The 16,419-nt window shown below is 71.0% G+C and carries 17 protein-coding genes and 1 pseudogene; 8 read left to right on the top strand and 10 right to left on the bottom strand.

The window, feature by feature from the left end; all coding sequences use genetic code 11:
* Positions 1–297: 297 nt before the first annotated feature.
* Together OG522_RS32905 and lepB are read left to right on the top strand one after the other, a co-directional pair.
* Complete coding sequence (locus OG522_RS32905) at positions 298–1,407, top strand: alpha/beta hydrolase (protein WP_329466687.1); 1,110 nt, start codon at positions 298–300, stop codon at positions 1,405–1,407.
* Positions 1,408–1,621: 214 nt separating this feature from the next.
* Positions 1,622–2,461, top strand: a complete 840-nt coding sequence (gene lepB, locus OG522_RS32900; RefSeq protein WP_329466686.1) for a signal peptidase I — start codon at positions 1,622–1,624, stop codon at positions 2,459–2,461.
* Between the two features lie 17 nt (positions 2,462–2,478).
* Here lepB and OG522_RS32895 read toward each other — a convergent pair whose 3' ends face one another.
* From OG522_RS32895 to OG522_RS32880, 4 genes are all read right to left on the bottom strand, one after another.
* Complete coding sequence (locus OG522_RS32895) at positions 2,479–2,979, bottom strand: hypothetical protein (RefSeq protein WP_329466685.1); 501 nt, start codon at positions 2,977–2,979, stop codon at positions 2,479–2,481.
* Positions 2,976–3,644, bottom strand: coding sequence for an RNA polymerase sigma factor (locus OG522_RS32890; protein WP_329466684.1), 669 nt, complete (start codon positions 3,642–3,644; stop codon positions 2,976–2,978). Before OG522_RS32890 ends, OG522_RS32895 begins: the two co-directional genes overlap by 4 nt.
* A gap of 59 nt (positions 3,645–3,703) precedes the next feature.
* Positions 3,704–4,186 carry an LPXTG cell wall anchor domain-containing protein gene (locus tag OG522_RS32885; RefSeq protein WP_329466683.1) on the bottom strand — a complete coding sequence of 161 codons (483 nt, stop codon included), beginning with the start codon at positions 4,184–4,186 and terminating at the stop codon, positions 3,704–3,706.
* A 167-nt stretch (positions 4,187–4,353) separates the two neighbouring features.
* Positions 4,354–5,589, bottom strand: a complete 1,236-nt coding sequence (locus OG522_RS32880) for a carbohydrate-binding protein (protein WP_329466682.1) — start codon at positions 5,587–5,589, stop codon at positions 4,354–4,356.
* A gap of 274 nt (positions 5,590–5,863) precedes the next feature.
* On the opposite strand from OG522_RS32880, the gene OG522_RS32875 reads away from it, so the two are divergent.
* From OG522_RS32875 to OG522_RS32865, 3 genes are all read left to right on the top strand, one after another.
* The gene (locus OG522_RS32875) at positions 5,864–7,024 is read left to right on the top strand and encodes a D-alanyl-D-alanine carboxypeptidase family protein (RefSeq protein WP_329466681.1); all 1,161 of its coding nucleotides are present in this window, start codon (positions 5,864–5,866) and stop codon (positions 7,022–7,024) included.
* 285 nt (positions 7,025–7,309) lie between these two features.
* Positions 7,310–7,756 carry a subtilase-type protease inhibitor gene (locus tag OG522_RS32870; protein ID WP_329466680.1) on the top strand — a complete coding sequence of 149 codons (447 nt, stop codon included), beginning with the start codon at positions 7,310–7,312 and terminating at the stop codon, positions 7,754–7,756.
* Between the two features lie 165 nt (positions 7,757–7,921).
* Positions 7,922–9,013, top strand: coding sequence for a phosphatidylinositol-specific phospholipase C domain-containing protein (locus tag OG522_RS32865; RefSeq protein WP_329466679.1), 1,092 nt, complete (start codon positions 7,922–7,924; stop codon positions 9,011–9,013).
* 70 nt (positions 9,014–9,083) lie between these two features.
* Here the strand turns inward: OG522_RS32865 and OG522_RS32860 are convergent, their stop codons facing one another.
* Both OG522_RS32860 and OG522_RS32855 read right to left on the bottom strand, forming a co-directional pair.
* Positions 9,084–9,914, bottom strand: a complete 831-nt coding sequence (locus OG522_RS32860; RefSeq protein ID WP_329466678.1) for a neocarzinostatin apoprotein domain-containing protein — start codon at positions 9,912–9,914, stop codon at positions 9,084–9,086.
* A gap of 35 nt (positions 9,915–9,949) precedes the next feature.
* Positions 9,950–10,714: a hypothetical protein gene (locus OG522_RS32855; protein ID WP_329466677.1), complete on the bottom strand. Its 765-nt coding sequence runs from the start codon at positions 10,712–10,714 to the stop codon at positions 9,950–9,952.
* A 429-nt stretch (positions 10,715–11,143) separates the two neighbouring features.
* Between OG522_RS32855 and melC1 the strand changes: the two genes are divergently transcribed.
* Both melC1 and melC2 read left to right on the top strand, forming a co-directional pair.
* Complete coding sequence (melC1, locus tag OG522_RS32850; protein ID WP_329466676.1) at positions 11,144–11,551, top strand: apotyrosinase chaperone MelC1; 408 nt, start codon at positions 11,144–11,146, stop codon at positions 11,549–11,551.
* Positions 11,552–11,603: 52 nt separating this feature from the next.
* Complete coding sequence (melC2, locus tag OG522_RS32845) at positions 11,604–12,431, top strand: tyrosinase MelC2 (RefSeq protein WP_329466675.1); 828 nt, start codon at positions 11,604–11,606, stop codon at positions 12,429–12,431.
* A 53-nt stretch (positions 12,432–12,484) separates the two neighbouring features.
* Here melC2 and OG522_RS32840 read toward each other — a convergent pair.
* From OG522_RS32840 to OG522_RS32825, 4 genes and pseudogenes are all read right to left on the bottom strand, one after another.
* Positions 12,485–12,781: pseudogene (locus OG522_RS32840) on the bottom strand (SAM-dependent methyltransferase); the annotation flags it as partial.
* Positions 12,782–12,912: 131 nt separating this feature from the next.
* Positions 12,913–13,770, bottom strand: a complete 858-nt coding sequence (locus OG522_RS32835; protein WP_329466674.1) for an ABC transporter permease — start codon at positions 13,768–13,770, stop codon at positions 12,913–12,915.
* On the bottom strand, positions 13,730–14,566 hold the full coding sequence (locus tag OG522_RS32830; protein WP_329466673.1) for an ABC transporter ATP-binding protein: 837 nt from the start codon (positions 14,564–14,566) through the stop codon (positions 13,730–13,732). The genes OG522_RS32835 and OG522_RS32830 overlap by 41 nt, the downstream gene beginning before the upstream one ends.
* Positions 14,563–15,027: a MarR family winged helix-turn-helix transcriptional regulator gene (locus tag OG522_RS32825; protein ID WP_329466672.1), complete on the bottom strand. Its 465-nt coding sequence runs from the start codon at positions 15,025–15,027 to the stop codon at positions 14,563–14,565. The genes OG522_RS32830 and OG522_RS32825 overlap by 4 nt, the downstream gene beginning before the upstream one ends.
* A gap of 197 nt (positions 15,028–15,224) precedes the next feature.
* Here OG522_RS32825 and OG522_RS32820 point away from each other — a divergent pair, with 197 nt between their 5' ends.
* Positions 15,225–16,373 (top strand): hypothetical protein, encoded by a 1,149-nt coding sequence (locus tag OG522_RS32820; protein WP_443074776.1) that lies wholly within the window; start codon positions 15,225–15,227, stop codon positions 16,371–16,373.
* Positions 16,374–16,419 lie beyond the last annotated feature (46 nt).

Raw genomic sequence — 16,419 nt, 5'->3', positions numbered from 1 at the left:
CCGCACGGGACACCGCCCCGAGCTCGCCCCCGCTCCCCCGGCACCGCCCGCCACCCCTCGATGACGTACGCCGCCCACCGCCTGGAGGGCCCGGCCGTGACAGCGCACACTCTGCCGCTCGGCGGCCCTCAGCACGTCGGGGGTCCTCGGCACGCGCCGAGGACCCCCGCTGACGGATCAGTCACTTTTACAAGATTTGTAAGATTAATCCGGAACCCTTTGACCCCTGCTGACCATCACGACTGGTGGAACGAACAGGCATGCCCTTGGGCGACAGAACGATCCGGAGCGAACGCAATGACCCACCCCCGACACGGGGCCTACCAGTCTCAGGGCCACCGCCGGGCCAGCCGCGCCAAGCGCTGGATACTCGGCGTGGTCGCCGTCGTCGTACTCGGCCTGATCGCGTGGCCCGCCCTCAACTATTTCGGTGTCCTCTCGGACAAGGGTGACGCGATCAGCTTCGGGCAGGACGGCGGCGGAGCCGGGGGCAGCACGACCGGCGGCGCGGGGCAGCCGGCCGACTCCAAGGTGCTCATGCCGACCGGACCGGAGGCCAAGTTCACGGTCGCCGGCACGGTTCCGGAGAACGACACCAAGATCGCCGTGACCAACCTGGAAGGCAAGAAGTCCGGCTTCACGGGCAAGGTCTGGGTGTGGGTCCCGCCGGAGTACAAGGACCCGAAGTACGCCAAGAGCGGTTTCCCCGTCATGATCGCGCTGCCCGGCGGCGCCGGATACCCCACCAACTACTGGATGGGCACGGACCTCAAACTGGAGGCGAGCATCTCCCAGTGGTCCAAGGAGGGCAAGAGCCTCCCGTTCATCCTGGCGATGCCGGTCCTCAACCCGCATCCGGACAAGGGCGGTCTGTACTGGGACGCCAGCGACATCCCCGGCCAGCCGAAGATGGGCACCTGGCTGACGGAGGACGTCCCCGACCTCATCAAGGCCAACTTCCGCACGGTCAAGTCCCGTGACGGGTGGGCCTTCATGGGCTCCTCCACGGGCGGCTTCGCCGGCCTCAAGAGCGTGCTGCAAAAGCCCGAGCAGTTCAAGGCGGTCATCGCCTCGGGCCCCGACATCGTCCCCGACTCCCGTCTGTGGGCCGGGCACGACAAGGAGAAGGCCGAGAACAACCCCAAGGTGCTCGCCCAGAAGCTGATCACCGCCAAGAGCCCGGACGTCTATCTCGCCTTCCAGGTCGGCACCGCGGGCTCCGACGCCGAGGCCAAGCCCAAGATCGAGGACTTCGTGGCGAAGTACACGAAGGGGCCGGTCAAGACGAAGCTCAACGTCATCCAGGGCGGCGACCACAACGCCAAGACGTATGTGCCGAACATGGCCGCCGGCGGCCTCATCCAGTGGATCAGTGAACACATGCAGGGCCCCGTCCCCGCCTCCTGACCGCCGCACGGCCCGCCGAGCCCCTGTTGCCCCGCACCCCCGAGGTGCCGGGCGGCAGGGGCTCATGCGTGCTACGCCTCCTTCGGATGCAGGAAAGCGGCCGGACACCCCCCGGAGCCCGGGGTGAACGGGCCCACCCGGAACTACCGTTCGTTCACAAGGCGGTGATCCGCGCCATCCGGCGCGGACCGCGGTACGGACCGAAGGAGCGGGCGTGGGGAATTCAACGGTCGGCGCGGGCGGAGGCCCTCAGACCGATGGTGAGGGGCCCAACAGCCCGCGAGGCAGGCGGACCGGTAAGCAGCGCTCCTTCTGGAAGGAGTTGCCGATCCTCATCGGCGTCGCGCTGGTGCTCGCGCTGCTCATCAAGACGTTCCTGGTGCAGGCGTTCTCCATCCCGTCCGATTCCATGCAGAACACCCTTCAGCCCGGCGACCGCGTCCTGGTCGACAAGCTGACGCCGTGGTTCGGCTCGAAGCCCGAGCGCGGCGAGGTCGTCGTCTTCCACGACCCCGCCAACTGGCTCCAGGACGAGCCGACTTCGAACCCCAACGTCATCCAGAGGGCGCTGTCGTTCGTCGGGCTGATGCCGTCGGCCAACGAGCACGACCTGATCAAGCGAGTCATCGGGGTCGCGGGCGACACCGTGGAGTGCCGGGGCACCGGCCCGGTGAGGGTCAACGGCAAGGCGCTGACCGAGCCGTTCGTTTTCCCCGGGAACACCTCGTGCAGCGTCGACCAGCAGGGCGGCCAGTTCAAGGTGAAGGTGCCCCCGGGGAAGATCTGGGTGATGGGCGACCACCGGCAGGACTCGGCCGACTCCCGCTACCACTCGCTTGACAAGAACCAGGGGTTCGTCCCGGTCGACAAGGCCGTGGGCCGCGCCTTCGTGATCGCCTGGCCGGTCACCCGCTGGGCCACCCTGCCCGTCCCCAACACGTTCGACCAACCCGGCATCAACACGGCGGCCGCATTCGCACCGGACACGCTCGGGCTCGCCGGTGTGGTGCCGGTGGCGTTGTGGCGGCGCCGCGCCCGCAAGGGGGCCGCCTGATCCCCCTCGCGGTGCCGTCAGTGGGCCTGCGGCGTCGCGGGCGGCACGGAACGCCGGGGCGCGGCGGCCCGGGACGGCCGGGTCTGCGGCGGGACCGTGGACGGCTCCGGCGGGGCCGACCTCGGCCCCGTGGCGGGCCGCCTGGACGGCTGGGAGGACGGCGCGTCGCTGGGCGCCGGCGAGGGCCGCGGGCCCTGCTCCTTGGAGTGCGCCGGCGTCGGCGTCGGCTGGACCGGGCCCGGCGAGTTGGCAGGCAGCGGGCGCTGTTCGTGGTGGCCCGCGGCCAGCGTGACGTAGCCGATGGCCACGGCCGCGGCGGTGGCGAGCCCGGCCAGCGGCAGGCCCAACCGGCGCAGCCGCAGCCGGGCCAGCGGGGTGCGGCGCAGATGGGGCCCCGGCGGGTCGGCGGGCCGCAGATCGACGAGGGTGATGTGCTCCGCGCGGGCGGCGAGCGCGCGGCGCAGCCGCCTCTCGACCGGGCGCTCGGGCGCCTCGGGCTCGCTCCAGTGGCCGCTCATGCCCGTCCCTCCAGGATTTTCTCCAGCGCGTCCAGGGCCCTGCTGGCGATGGATTTCACCGAGCCCCGGCTGATGCCGAGGGTCGCGGCGATCTCCGCCTCCGTGAGGTCGCTCCAGTACCGCAGTACCAGCACCTCGCGACGGCGCGCTGTCAACTGCCCCAGTGCGGCGAGCACTTCGCGGTGCTCCTCGTCCAGGACGACCCGTTCCTCGGCGGAGGGCGCGTCGGGCTCGTGGGGCGGGGTGTAGCCGCGGGCCGTGCGCCGGCGGCGCAGCACGGAGCGCGAGGCGTTGACGACGGCGGTGCGCAGATACGCGAGGGCGTTGTCGATCTCGTCGATCCGGTCGCCGTGGCGGCGGTAGAGCGCGGTGAACGCGTCCTGCACGACGTCCTCGGCACTGGCCCGGTCGTCCACCAGCATGACGGCGAGATGCACCATCTTGAGGCGGTGCGCGTGGTATAGCTCACTGACGGTGGGCCGCGACGTGCCGGTGCCGTACGGGTCACCGAACGCGCCACGGTAGGTGTCGCCGCGCCCCGTCGCGTACGGCTTCGGGTACGCGTCCTGGGGTGCCAGGCGGTCCCGGCGCAGCAGTCCGCGCCACCAGGGCGCAAGTCCGCGCGGTGCGAAGCGGGCCGGGTGCCGTACGGCGGTGTACTCCATCAGTTCCTCGGGTGCGCGGGCGAGACCCCGCCCTGGCCTTGGGCGGGGCCGTGGATCGCTCAGTGCTGGTGGCGCCGCCGGACGGCGAAGACGGTCCCGGCGCCCGCGAGGATCAGCGCGCCGGCTCCGACGCCCACCACCATGTTGACCTTGGACGAACCAGTATGGGCCAGCTCCTTCCCGTCCGAGCGGGAGGGTGCGGCGGACGGCTCGGCGGCCCTGGGGGCGGCGGACGGCTCGACGCCCTTGGGGGCGGCTGACGGCGGCTCGGTCGCCGCAGGCTCCTTGGGACCGCTGGTCGAGGGAGCGCTCGGTGCGGCGCTCGGCCGGTTCTGTCCCGCCCGCTTGACCGGCGAGGAGGGCGCGGCGCTCGGCTCGGTGGCGGCCGCCACCGCGCGCTTGGGCTCGGGGCGCGGTCCGTCGGCGTGGGCCGTTCCGGCGAGGGCGGGGACGGTGAGGGCGATGAGCAGGCCGGTCGCGGCCGCGGCGCGGGTGAGGCGGCGGTGGGCGGGCTGGCCGGGGCTGTGCTGGGGGACGGTCACGTTGTGCTTCTCCACGGTCGGCGGGGCGGCGCGGTTCGCGCCTTCACCCCTGACGACGCGCGGCGGGGGGCCAGGTTGCCGACGGTGTGGAAATTCTTTTCGGGGCCCGGTGCAGGCCGAGCGGCTCCAACCGGCGCGTGCGGCACGCCGGTTGGAGCCGGGGGAGGTCAGCAGGCGCCTTCGTCCTGCCAGACCCCCCACTCCCCCGTGGTCCCGGGCTCCTCGTTCTGGGTCCACCACTTGGCCTTCCACGTGTGGCCGTTGTGGGAGACCTCGTTGCCCTGTGTGTACACCGAGCCCGCGCTCCAGGCGGCCACGGTGCAGGCACCGCCACCGCCCGGCGAGGAGGGCGGGGCGGAGGACGGCGGCGGCGACGAGGGCGGCGTGGCGCCGGCGAACCTCACCGAGTACTTGGCGAAGTCCCAGGACGCCTGCGGAACGCTGCTGCACGTTCCGGAGGTCGTGCCGTTGTTGTCGGGCGGGCTGCACTGCCGGTCCCGGTTCAGGGACCAGAAGGTGAAGCGCGCCATGCCGTGGCTCGTCGCGTAATCGAGCACCACCTGGAAGTCGGCCTGCGAGAAGAACTCGCCCGTGTCGCTGCGGCCGTTCATCCCGGAGAAGCCCTCGTGGGCATAGGCGGTAGCCGCGTCCCAGCCGAACGTCGAGCGCAGTACGGAGTTGAAGTTGGTCAGCGCGCTCGTCTGGGCGGCGGCGCCGCTGAACCCGCCGTCGAACGGCATGATCGAGAAGTTGTCCGGCACGAAGCCCTGGGTCTTGGCCTCGTTCAGCATCTGCTTGCCGAACCAGCCGGTCCCGTCGGCCGTGCCGGCGGTGGTCACCGAGACGTACAGGCCGGGGTTGTTCTGCTGGAGGATCTTGGCGGCGCCGATCTCGTGGGAGATGGCCGCGGTGTTCTCGTACTCGGGCTCTTCGAGGTCGAAGTCGATGGCCTTGAGCTGGTACTTGGTGATGACCTGCTGGTACGCGGCGGCGGTTGAGGCGGCGTCCGAGCAGTTCTGGCCGAGCTTGGTGCCGCCGTAGCCGCCGACCGACGCCGAGACGTCTCCGCCCTTGGCGCGGATGGTGTTGATGACGGCACCGACGGCGGTGTCCGAGGAGACGGGTGCCGTACCGCCCCATGTCGGGCTACAGCCGCCGCCGTTGGGGGCGAGGACGAAGGCGAGCTGGAACGCCTTGAGGCCGGTGGCGTCCATGATGGCGGCGGCGTCGGGCGGGTTGTTGTCGAGGGGCATCAGATACGGCGCCGCGGCGTACCAGCGCCCGCTGAGCGCGGCCGTGTCGGCGGTCGCGCCCGACGCCTGGCCGGCGACGACGGCGGTGAGACCGGCCGCGGCCAGCGCGGCGCTGGCCGCGCCGCAGAGGAGAGCACGAAGGGGCTTCATGTCGGGGTCTCCTGGGGGTGGGAGGGGCTCCCAGAATTGGGGGGTGTCCGGAACACGTCAACGACTTGGACTAGACCATTGCTATTCCTTGAACGAACGAAACAGGCCCGAACGAGCGGAACCGGCCACAAGGGACACCGGGCGCGTCCGCCGCCTGGGCCCGGACCCGCCCGGCCGGGGCGGCCGCGACACTGCGGCGCCGAGAGCTCCCCCCTGTAGGCCGGACGGCACAAGCCGACCTGCGCGCCGTCCGTTCTGTTCCTACGGTGACCGAATGGTCATCAGAACCGGTTTCCGTACGATGGCAACGCTCACCGCCGGCGCCGCCATCGGTCTGTGCTGCCTCGCTCCGGCGTCCGGCAGCTCCGCCTCCGCGCCCCCGCCGAGTCCGGCGACGGGCGAGCAGGTCAGTCTGCGACCCGGCGCGCCCGCCCTTCCGAGTGAGCTGTCAGCCCTCTCGTTCGTGGTCGCCGACGCCCGCACCGGGAAGGTGCTGGCCGCTCGCGACGCACACCGCAAGCTGCCCCCGGCCAGCACCCTCAAGACGCTGTTCGCGGTCACCGCGCTCCCCCATCTGCGCGCCGAGGACCGGCATACCGTCTCCGAACAGGACCTGGCCGGCATCGGCGCGGGCAGCAGCCTGGTGGGGGTCGAGGCCGGACACACCTATCAGGTCTCCGACCTGTGGCGCGGGGTCTTCCTCAGCTCGGGCAACGACGCCGTGCACGTGCTGGCCTCGCTCAACGGCGGCTGGGAGGAGACCGCGGCCCAGATGCAGGCCCAGGCCCACAAGCTCGGCGCACTGGACACCGAGGTCGCCTCTCCCGACGGCTACGACACTCCTGGGCAGGTCTCCTCGGCCTTCGATCTGGCGGTCTTCGCCAGGGCGGGCCTCGCCCGGCCGGACTTCGCCACCTACTGCTCGACCATCTCCGCGCAGTTCCCCGGCGACGAGGGCTCGTACGCCATCGTGAACACCAACCGGCTGCTCTCGGGGAACGACGGCGTCACTCCGTACCCGGGGATCATCGGGGTCAAGAACGGCTACACCAGCAATGCGGGCAACACCTTGATCGCGGCCGCGCGGCGGGGTGAGCGGACCTTGCTGGTGACCGTCATGAACCCGCAGGCCGGCGGAGGTTTCGCGGTCTACGAGGAGGCGCGCTCACTGCTCGACTGGGGATTCGGGGCCTGGGACCACGTCGACGCGGTGGGCTCGCTGGAATCGCAGCAGCCGGCCAAGGCCTCCCCGCGGGCCGCCCGGGTGCAGGCCGCACACGTGGCGGCGGTCAAGCCCGAGCTCCCGATGGAAGGCGACGACTCCAACTGGCCGGTCGCGGGTTCCGTGGCCGGAGGCCTCGCAGCGGCCGGAACCCTTGTCCTCCTGGTACGGCGCCGGGCGGTCAGGCGCGGCGGAGGGCGGCCGGCGCGCTGAACTCCAGGAGGCGGTCTTGACTTGACCAGCCCTCAAACCAGCCTAAGATTCCCAGATTTCAACTTCCGTCTGCCTTGAAATAGACCTCCGGCCCGCCAACATGCCTTTCTTTTGGCCGTCCTTGAGGACGTCGGCGACCTGCACACCTGTGCGATGTGCTGCATCGATGCGGCTTCATTGAGTCACTTCACGTGACCGAATGTGTCCGCCGCGGTCTGCGGGGCACTCCGTACCGGGAGAGACTCCTGTTCGTTCTTCGGAAACCCAACCCCAGGAGTGTTCGAAATGCGGAAGATCGCAGCAGCCACCGCCGTCGCCGTCGCACTGCTGGCCCAAGGGCTCGTCGGCGCGGGAGCCGGTGTCGCAGCCGCGGCTCCGGCCAACGCCATGAAGCCCATGAGCCTGTACCCGCCGTCCGCCCTCGTGCTCACCGTCGAGCCCGGAACCGGCGACAACGGGGGCTTCGTCCAGCGCGCGGTGACCCTCAACTGTGCCCCGACCCCCTCGGGCACGCACCCCGCGCCGGCCGAGGCCTGTGCCGAACTCAAGCGCGTCCAGGGCGACTTCAACGCGCTCACCCCGATCGGCGCCCCGCACATGTGTACCCAGCTGTGGCAGCCGGTCACCGTCAGAGCGGACGGCGTGTGGGGCGGCAAGCGGGTCAGCCACGTACAGACCTTCCCCAACGCGTGCATGAAGTCGGCCGCCGCGGGAGTCGTGTTCGACTTCTAGGCGCCCAGCGCGCCCGGACGGGGCGATCGCGGACCCCGGCCCCGCGGCCGGATCGGCCGCGGGGGGTGACAGGAGCATTCCAACTCGCGTTACTTGACATGTCTCCGTCGGTTCATCCGGCGGTGTCAATGTCCTGACGCAGTGTCACCCCCACCAGGAGGATCCGTGTCGCACCCCCGCCCCAGACGATTCACGCCCCGGCCGCGTACGGCCCTGCTCGGCGCGCTCGCCGCCTGCCTCGCCCTCGCCACGACGGGCGCCGGCGGCAGCGCGTCCGCGGCCGGGCCGGAGAGTCTGCCGCTGTCCGGGGCCACCGTCTCCGGCCTGCACAACACCTACGACCCAGCCGCGTTCCCCTATCTGGCGCAGGCACTCGACACCGGTACATCGATGATCGAGCTCGATGTGTGGGACGACTTCATCACCAAGGAGTGGAAGGTCAGCCACTCCAACCCGCTGGGCAACAGCAACAACTGCGTCAACGCCACCACCCCAGCCCAGCTCTACACCGGCGGCGCCAACAAGGACCTGGAGAGCTGCCTGGACGACGTACGGGTCTGGCTCACGGCCCACCCCGGGCACCCGCCGCTCGTCATCAAACTGGAGATGAAGGCGGGCTTCCAGGCCACCTTCGGCCTCGGGCCCGCCAAGCTCGACCAGACGATCAGCGCCCATCTCGGATCGGCGGTCTTCCGCCCGGCGGATCTGCTCGCCAAACCGGGCGGCGGTCAGTACGCCACGCTGGACGAGGCGGCCACCGCGGGCAACTGGCCGACCCGGCAGCAACTCGCCGGCAAGGTGATGCTCGAAGTGATCCCGGGCACCGTCGAGGAGGGCAATCCCACCGACACCCTGTGGACGGACGTGGAGTACGCGCGCTACCTGCGCGACTTGGCGGCGGCGGGCCGCACGGGTCAGGCCCAGGTCTTCCCCGCGGTCCACAACGCCCAGGCGGGCGACCCGCGTTCACGCTATTCCGACACGTCGATCCGGCCGTGGTTCGTGGTCTTCGACGGTGACGCGGCGACCTATGTGAACGGCGGTATCGACACCGCCTGGTACGACAGCCGTCACTACTTCCTCGTCATGACCGACGCGCAGAACGTGCCGCCGGTCCTCGACGACAAGAACCCCTCCCCGTCCGACGCCCAGGCACGAGTGGCCCGACTCGCCGCCGCCCACGCCAGCGTCGCCTCCAACGACTGGACCACCCTTGCCCAGGTCCAGTCCCTGGCACTGCCGCGCGGAACGGGCTGACCGACGGCCCGGGTGCGGGCCCGCGCCGTGCGGGCCCGCGGCCGGGCCGGTCGTCAGGCCCCTGCGGCCACTAGGGAACCGGCGCGAAGGACACCGGGTGCCGGACGGTGTCCGGGCCGTGTACGCGGGAGCCGAAGGCGATCAGTTCACAGACGTCCTTGGTACGGCAGTCCACCGCGCGGCCGTCGATGGTGGTGAACGAGGCCGAGACGCTCAGGTCCTGGTTGATGCGCCCCTGGTCGGTCGTCGCGGGCGGGCGGCTGCCGGGGCGGCAGCCGAGCGTGTCGGCGGAGCCGGCCAGGCACTCCAGGACGGGGATGTGGTACTGCGGCTCGTAGCGCTGCCCGGACAGGTGCACCGTCTGCCCCTCGGTCAGTCCCGTGTCGGGGGTGACCCGCAAAGTGGGCGCGGGCTCCGGGCGGCCGTGCGGGCGGAAGCTCAGCGGCACGGTGGTCAGGACCGCGCCCGCGTTGTCGGTGAGGGCCAGTCGGCACTCGCTGCCCGCCCCGGGCGTGCGGCAGTCGAAGTCGCCCGCAGCGGTGTGCAGTTGGGTGTACAACTTCTTCGGTGAGACCTGGTAGGTGCCGTCGGGGTACACCCGGAACTGCCGTCCGGTGTCCTCGTCGCAGACCGTCCCGGCCGCCGTCGCCACGCACTGCTCGACCCACACATAGGCCTTGGGCGGACCGCCCGCGATGCCGAACTTCACGATGTCGCCGTCGAGCAGCCCCGTCGTGCGGTTCACGCTCAGCACGGGCCCGGTCGCCGCCGTGTCCGCCGTGCCGGGCTGCGCCCCGGCCAGCGAGAGCGCGAGCACGCCCGCCGTCGCGGCCACCCCGGCGGCCACCCTGCCCACCCCGGTCGGGCGCGATCCGGCCGTCCCTGTCCTGGTGTCCCTCATCGTCCCTCTCCCCTCCCGCATCCCCGCCGCTCCCCCTACGCGCATACGGTGCCGCACAGCTGCCACGGCCCCCACGGACCGCCCGGTGAATCCTGGGTGATCTGCCAGTAGCGGGAGTCCCGGTTCCACTCATGAACCGTCAGATGTACGCGGCCATCGGTGAGTTGGGAGACCGCGGAGGGCTGGCTCAGTCCGATGTCGGTCTCGGGGACCTTGCCCATCGAGGTGACCGGGCCCCAGCCCGCACTCGCGTCGTGCTGGCTGCGGACCTCCATCGAGGATCCGGTCTTCATGGTGGAGGCGAAGGCGTCGATGGTGCCGTCCCGCTCCTTGAAGAGGACGACGCCGCCCATGTAGGGGCCGGGCGCCAGGCCGAAGTTGTCGGGCACGCTCCAGCCCGGCCCGTCCGCGTTCCGTACCGAGTGGCAGAACTGACCGTACGTCGAGAAGAGGATTTCCACCTGCCCCGCGGAGTTCTCGATCGCCGTGAGGTAGTAGCTCTTGGGGCCCACGGTTGCCGCGCTCACCCGGGTCCACGGGCCGTACGCCCCGCCCGGTGCGGCCTGTTCGCGGTGCCATACGAAGGGCAGTCCGCCCATCGCGCTGGAGTCGTAGAACAACTGGAGTTGATCGACCCGGCCGTCGGCGCGGGGCACCTGGACGAGGCTGTCCGCGACCGGGTTGCTCGCAAGTCCCTTGGCTCCGCTGTCCGTTGAGCAGGCCGGGGCGACAACGGCGGTCGCGGCCTGCGCGGCGACGGGTGCGAGCATCCCGCCCGTACACGCGAGAAGCAATGCCACCGCTCCGTGCAGCACTGCCCTTGACGGTCTTCGCTTCATCGACAACTCGCTTCCCCCACAGTGCGGACGGCACCGGACGCCGCCCCCGACCGGGCGATCCTCACGCCACGGCGCCCGGTTGACCAGAGTGCGGTTTTGGCCAGTGGCCAACAGGCGGTGGGTGTTTCAGGTCAGCTTGAGGAGGTGAGGGCAACCACAGGTGATCCATCGAAGCAACAAGATTTTCACAGAGTTGGCATATTCCGGAGGGAATCTTCACGATCGGCGATCCCGCGCCCCCGGGCCAGCAAGATCCCCGTGGTTGAACACTGCACTTCGAATCTGGACATGTCCGCATAGTGACCAACCAAGCAGTCACCCCTTCTGGCACACCGCCTTCGAACGGTAGGTATGGACGGCCCAAATACCCACCGATTCAAGGGGATTGCGATGTCTCGACCCACCCGCCGCCAAGCCATGGGCGCCACCGCGGGCACCCTCGCCACTCTCGCCCTGACGGGCACCGCGCACGCCGCCGCCACGGCCCGCGGCGCGGCGCCGGCCACGGCGACATCGGGCCACAGCGGCCACGACGGGCACGCGGGGCACGGCGCGCCCGAGGCGTTCGACGAGGTGTTCCAGGGGCGCCGCATCCAGGGTGCGCCCGGCTCCGGGCACATGCACCACGGCGGGGGCTACGGCGTGCGGATAGACGGCCAGGAGCTGCACGTCATGCAGAACGCCGACGGCACCTGGATCAGCGTCGTCAACCACTACGAGCCGTCTCCCACTCCGCGCGCGGTCGCCCGCGCCGCAGTGGTGGAGCTCCAGGGCGCCGCCCTCGTTCCGCTCGCCTGATCCAGCCGCAGCCCGCCACCCGCCCGCACCGAGTCCCACCAGGAGCACCCTCATGGCCGTTCGCAAGAACCAGGCGGACCTGACCACCGACGAGAAGCGCCGCTTCGTCGCCGCCCTGCTACAGCTGAAGCGCAACGGGAGGTACGACACCTTCGTGAGCACGCACAACGCCTTCATCATGAGCGACACCGACACCGGCGACCGGGTCGGCCACCGCTCGCCGTCGTTCCTGCCCTGGCACCGCAGATTCCTCATCGAGTTCGAGCAGGCGCTCCAGTCGGTCGACGCGTCGGTCACGCTGCCGTACTGGGACTGGACGGCCGACCGCACCGCCACATCCTCGCCGTGGGCGGCCGACTTCCTCGGCGGCACCGGCCGCAGCCGCGACGGCCAGGTGATGGACGGACCGTTCGCCCAGAGCGCGGGCGGCTGGAACCTCAACATCCGGGTGGACGGCCGCACTTATCTGCGCCGGGCCCTGGGAGCGGCGGTGGCGCAGCTGCCGACCCGGGCCGAGGTCGACGGTGTGCTCGCCATGACGACGTACGACATGGCGCCGTGGAACAGCGCGTCCGACGGCTTCCGCAACCATCTGGAGGGCTGGCGCGGGGTCAACCTGCACAACCGGGTCCACGTGTGGGTGGGCGGGCAGATGGGGACGGGGGCCTCCCCCAACGACCCGGTGTTCTGGATGCACCACGCGTTCGTGGACAAGCTCTGGACGCAGTGGCAGTCCCGGCACCCCGGCTCGTCGTATCTGCCCACGGCCGGGACGCGTGATGTGGTGGACCTGCACGACACGATGCGGCCGTGGAACAACGTGACCCCGGCGGACCTGCTCGACCACCGCCGCTACTACACATACGACACGGTGGCCTGAGGCGGGCCCGGGATGCGCTGAGCGCGCCGCGCGCCCGTGTGTGGGTTCGCCGCTCAGGCCTGCTTGCGGCCCCAGGCGGAGATCATCGGCGAGGTCGCGAGATCTAGCCGGCCCGCGGCGACGTTCGCGAGATGGCGGTCGATCTCGCCGTCAGTGGCGAGACCCCGGGCGACGAGCGAGCCCCTGATCTGGCGCACGGTTGCCGCCTCCAGCACCGTGGCGGCGGGCGAGGTGACCGGGAAGTACGCGTCCACCTCCACCCGGTCCAGGCTCAACTCCCCGAGCAGGCGCGGGAGTTTGCGGCCGTACGAGAGATCGGCGCCGCGCTCGGCGAGGAGTTCCCTGAAGCCGCGGTCGAAATGCCGGAACGTCGAGCCGTCCAAGAGCTGGCCGAGTGCCTCGGACCGCTCGCCCGCTTCGGTCTGCCGGTTGTCCAGGAGGTAGCCGCTGTCCTCGGTCATACGGATCACGATGGCACCGCTCAGCGGGCCAGTCTGCCGAGCAGGGAGGACGCCGCCAGGACGCCGAGCACGGCGGCGACCAGCAACACTCCGTAGTCGAGGGCGAGATGGGAGGGCGTGCCGAGCAGGAGTCCGCGCAGGGCGTCGACCTGATAGCTCAGCGGGTTGGCCTTGCTGACGGCCTGAAGCCAGCCCGGCATGATCGACACCGGGTAGAGGGCGCTGGAGCCGAAGAACAGCGGCATGGTGATGGCCTGGCCGATGCCCATCAGGCGGTCACGGGTCAGTACGATCCCGGCGATCGACATGGACAGGCAGGAGAAGAACGCCGAACCGAGGACCACTGCAGCCCCGACGCCGAGCAGCCGCAGCGGGTTCCACGTCATGGCGACGCCGAGCAGCGCGGCGATGACGATCACCACGACCGCCTGGATCAGCGCCTTGACCCCGGCCGCGAAGGCCTTTCCGGTGATGAGGGCCGAGCGAGGGGTGGGGGTGACGAGGAGTTTGGTGAGGATGCCGGAGTCCCCCTCCCAGATGATCATGATGCCGTAGAAGATGGCGATGAACATCGCGGACTGGGCGATGATGCCGGGCGCCAGATAGTCGATGTACGGGATACCGCCGGTCGGGATCGCCTTGATGCGGGTGAAGGTCTCACCGAAGATCAGCAGCCACAGGGCGGGCTGCACGGCCCGGGTGTAGAGCTCGGCGCGGTCGTGCCGGAGCTTTTGCAGCTCGACCGCGCACAGGGCGCCGACCCGTGCGGGCAGCACGCGCCAGCCGGTGCGGGGCCGCGGCGGGACGAGAAGCAGATCGAGGGCCCGGCCGGTGGGGTCAGCCGAGGCGGGATGCGGTGCGGCGGGTGCTGCGGACATCGCGGAAGTCACCTCCCTGACTGTCGAGCCCACTGCCGGCGATCTCGCGGAAGACGTCCTCCAGCGTGGGTATGGGATCGTCCGGGCCACTGCCTTGGCGGCGCTCGCGCAGGTCGGACCTGAGGCCGTCGGGCGTTCCCAGGGCGCGGATCCGGCCGCGGTGCATGAGGGCGACGCGGTCGCAGTACTGGTCGGCCTCGTCCATGTAGTGGGTGGTGACGAGCACGGTCATGCCGGTGGCTCGGCGTACGGCGTTGATGTGTTCCCACACGCTGGTGCGGGCGATCGGGTCCAGGCCGATGGTCGGCTCGTCCAGGATGAGCAGCCGGGGCGCGCTGACCAGCGCCTGGGCGAGTTCCAGGCGGCGGATCATGCCGCCCGAGTACGTCTTGGCCATCCGGTCGGCGGCCTCCGTGAGGTCGACGGCGTACAGCGCCTGCTCGACGCGGCGGGCGCTTTCCTTGCGGGGGACGTCGAAGACGCGGGCGAACAGCGCCACGTTCTCGCGTCCGGTCAGGCCCGCGTCGGCGGACAGCTGCTGCGGTACGTAGCCGAGCAGGCGGCGCACGGCCATGCGTTCCCCGGCCGCGTCGTGCCCGAACACCCGAACGCGGCCGGCCGGTACCGGCAGCAGGGTGGTGATGCAGCGGATCGCGGTGGTCTTGCCCGCGCCGTTCGGGCCGAGCAGGCCGAAGACCTCGCCCGTGGCGACGGCCAGGTCGAGCCCGTCGACCGCTCTGGTCTCGCCGAACGCGTACTCCAGGCCGCTGCACACCACCGCGTCGTCGTCGCTCATGGTCCCTCCGCTTCCTCGTGCAGGTTCTCGGCGAGCCGGCGCAGGGCGGGCAGTGCGGCGGCGAGGGCGGCCCGGTCGGCCGCGTCCAGGCACGCCACTTGCTGCCGTACGAGCGCGGCGCGGCGCCGCTGCCAGTCGTGCAGCCGGGCCAGGGCCGCGGGGGTCGCGAAGAGCCGTGCCGAGCGGCGGTCGCCCGGATCGGTCTCGCGCCTCAGGTACCCGTCCTTGACCAGCTGGTTGACGAGTGTGGAGACCGAGTTGCCCGCGAGGTACAACTCCTTGGCGGCGGCCGACACCCCGATGCCGGGCTTGACGGCGACGAGCCTGAGCAGTTCGACGTGCGCCCCGCGCAGCCGCGGCGCGCTCTGCCCGCGGCGCAGGCGCCGCCGGATGAGCCGCTGGACACCGGCGAGCACATCGGCGAAGGAGTCGTCGAACGGCTCTGCCTGTTCGGTAGCCACGCCCACATTTTAGCTCTCATTAAGAGGTATCGGCCAGACCCGTGCGGCGGTGTGCGGGGGCCGCGTTCGGTGTGGTGAGGCGCACATGTGGACCCGCGGTGCCAACGGATCCGGGCGGCATGACATCTTTCCACGGGGCCCCGCGCGCTCCACGGAACGCCATTCGCAACGGGCAGGGAAACAGGAGCTGAACGCACGTGCCGGCCATCAGTCAGAGGATGCACCTGATCCTGCTCTCCGCATGGACGGCGCTGTGGTTCGCCGTGGTGGAACCCAACGGCGGCTTCTCCTGGCACTATCTGCGCGCGGGCGGCGAACTCATCTACCAGGGCCCCTCCGGCGACGGCACCGGCGGGCTCAACCTGTACGCCCACCATCCCGAGCTCCAGATGGGCCCCATCAGCTTCCTGACCGCCGGCCTCTTCAATCCGTTCCCCGAACGGACGGGCCAGTTCCTGGCCGCGCTGTTGATGTCGGTGCTCGGCCTGGTCATCGTGGTCCTTGCCGGCCGCAGCGCCGCCTGGCACTTCCTGGGGACGGGCACCAACCATCAAAGGCTGCGGCAGCGGGTGCTGATCGCCGGGCTCGCCTTCATCCCGATGTGGATCGAGGTGTCGGTCCGCTTCGGCCACCTCGACGACGTGCTCGCGCTGTTCTTCACGGCCCTGGCCGTCCGTTCGGTGACCCGCGACAGCGCGGTGGGCACCGGGGTGTGGCTGGCCCTCGCGATGGACTCGAAGCCGACCGCGGTGACGTTCGCGGCGCTGCTCTTCGCCCTGCCGCGCCACCAGTGGCTGCGGGCGGGGCTGTGGTGCGCGGCGGTGGTCGCGGTCGCCTGGGCGCCGTTCTTCCTCAGCAATCCGCACTCGCTGTCCGCGGCCGGGTTCGCGATACCCAACCAGCCCGCGTCCGCACTGCGCTGGCTCGGCGTGGCGGATCCCGAGACGCCCGGCTGGGACCGCCCGGCGCAGGCCGCGCTCGGCCTGCTGCTCGGGGCCGTCGCGGTGTGGCGGGGGCGATGGGCGGCGGTGGTGCTGCTGGGCGCCAACGCACGGATCGTGCTCGACCCCAGTGTGTACACGTACTACACGGCGTCGGTGCTGCTCGGGACCCTGCTGTGGGACGTGATCGGGCAGCGCAGGCTGGTGCCGTGGTGGAGCTGGCTAGCGCTCCTGACGCTGTACGGCAGCGTGTTCGTGGTGGCGGACGACGCGGCGCGGGGCCTGATCCGGCTGGCGTTCGTGATCGTGTCGACGGGATACGTGCTGCTGTGGCCGCAGCGCGACCGGACCCGGGACCGCCGCCGAAGGCGCCGGGGCACCGTCGAACGCGCCCGGCGCGCTTGAGCTGCGGCCCGCCGGGGCCAGGCCGCGTGAGACGCTGGGCCGGACC

The sequence above is a fragment of the Streptomyces sp. NBC_01431 genome (assembly GCF_036231355.1).
Lineage (GTDB): Bacteria > Actinomycetota > Actinomycetes > Streptomycetales > Streptomycetaceae > Streptomyces.
Note: the sequence above shows the minus strand (reverse complement) of the source record. Positions and strands in the feature narration are given on the sequence as shown.

Coding starts and splice junctions, on each gene's coding strand:
- OG522_RS32905 (WP_329466687.1), top strand. CDS start 298: ATGACCCACCCCCGACACGGGGCCTACCAGTCTCAGGGCCACCGCCGG.
- OG522_RS32895 (WP_329466685.1), bottom strand. CDS start 2,979: ATGAGCGGCCACTGGAGCGAGCCCGAGGCGCCCGAGCGCCCGGTCGAG.
- OG522_RS32890 (WP_329466684.1), bottom strand. CDS start 3,644: ATGGAGTACACCGCCGTACGGCACCCGGCCCGCTTCGCACCGCGCGGA.
- OG522_RS32880 (WP_329466682.1), bottom strand. CDS start 5,589: ATGAAGCCCCTTCGTGCTCTCCTCTGCGGCGCGGCCAGCGCCGCGCTG.
- OG522_RS32875 (WP_329466681.1), top strand. CDS start 5,864: ATGGTCATCAGAACCGGTTTCCGTACGATGGCAACGCTCACCGCCGGC.
- OG522_RS32870 (WP_329466680.1), top strand. CDS start 7,310: ATGCGGAAGATCGCAGCAGCCACCGCCGTCGCCGTCGCACTGCTGGCC.
- OG522_RS32860 (WP_329466678.1), bottom strand. CDS start 9,914: ATGAGGGACACCAGGACAGGGACGGCCGGATCGCGCCCGACCGGGGTG.
- melC1 (WP_329466676.1), top strand. CDS start 11,144: ATGTCTCGACCCACCCGCCGCCAAGCCATGGGCGCCACCGCGGGCACC.
- melC2 (WP_329466675.1), top strand. CDS start 11,604: ATGGCCGTTCGCAAGAACCAGGCGGACCTGACCACCGACGAGAAGCGC.
- OG522_RS32835 (WP_329466674.1), bottom strand. CDS start 13,770: ATGTCCGCAGCACCCGCCGCACCGCATCCCGCCTCGGCTGACCCCACC.
- OG522_RS32830 (WP_329466673.1), bottom strand. CDS start 14,566: ATGAGCGACGACGACGCGGTGGTGTGCAGCGGCCTGGAGTACGCGTTC.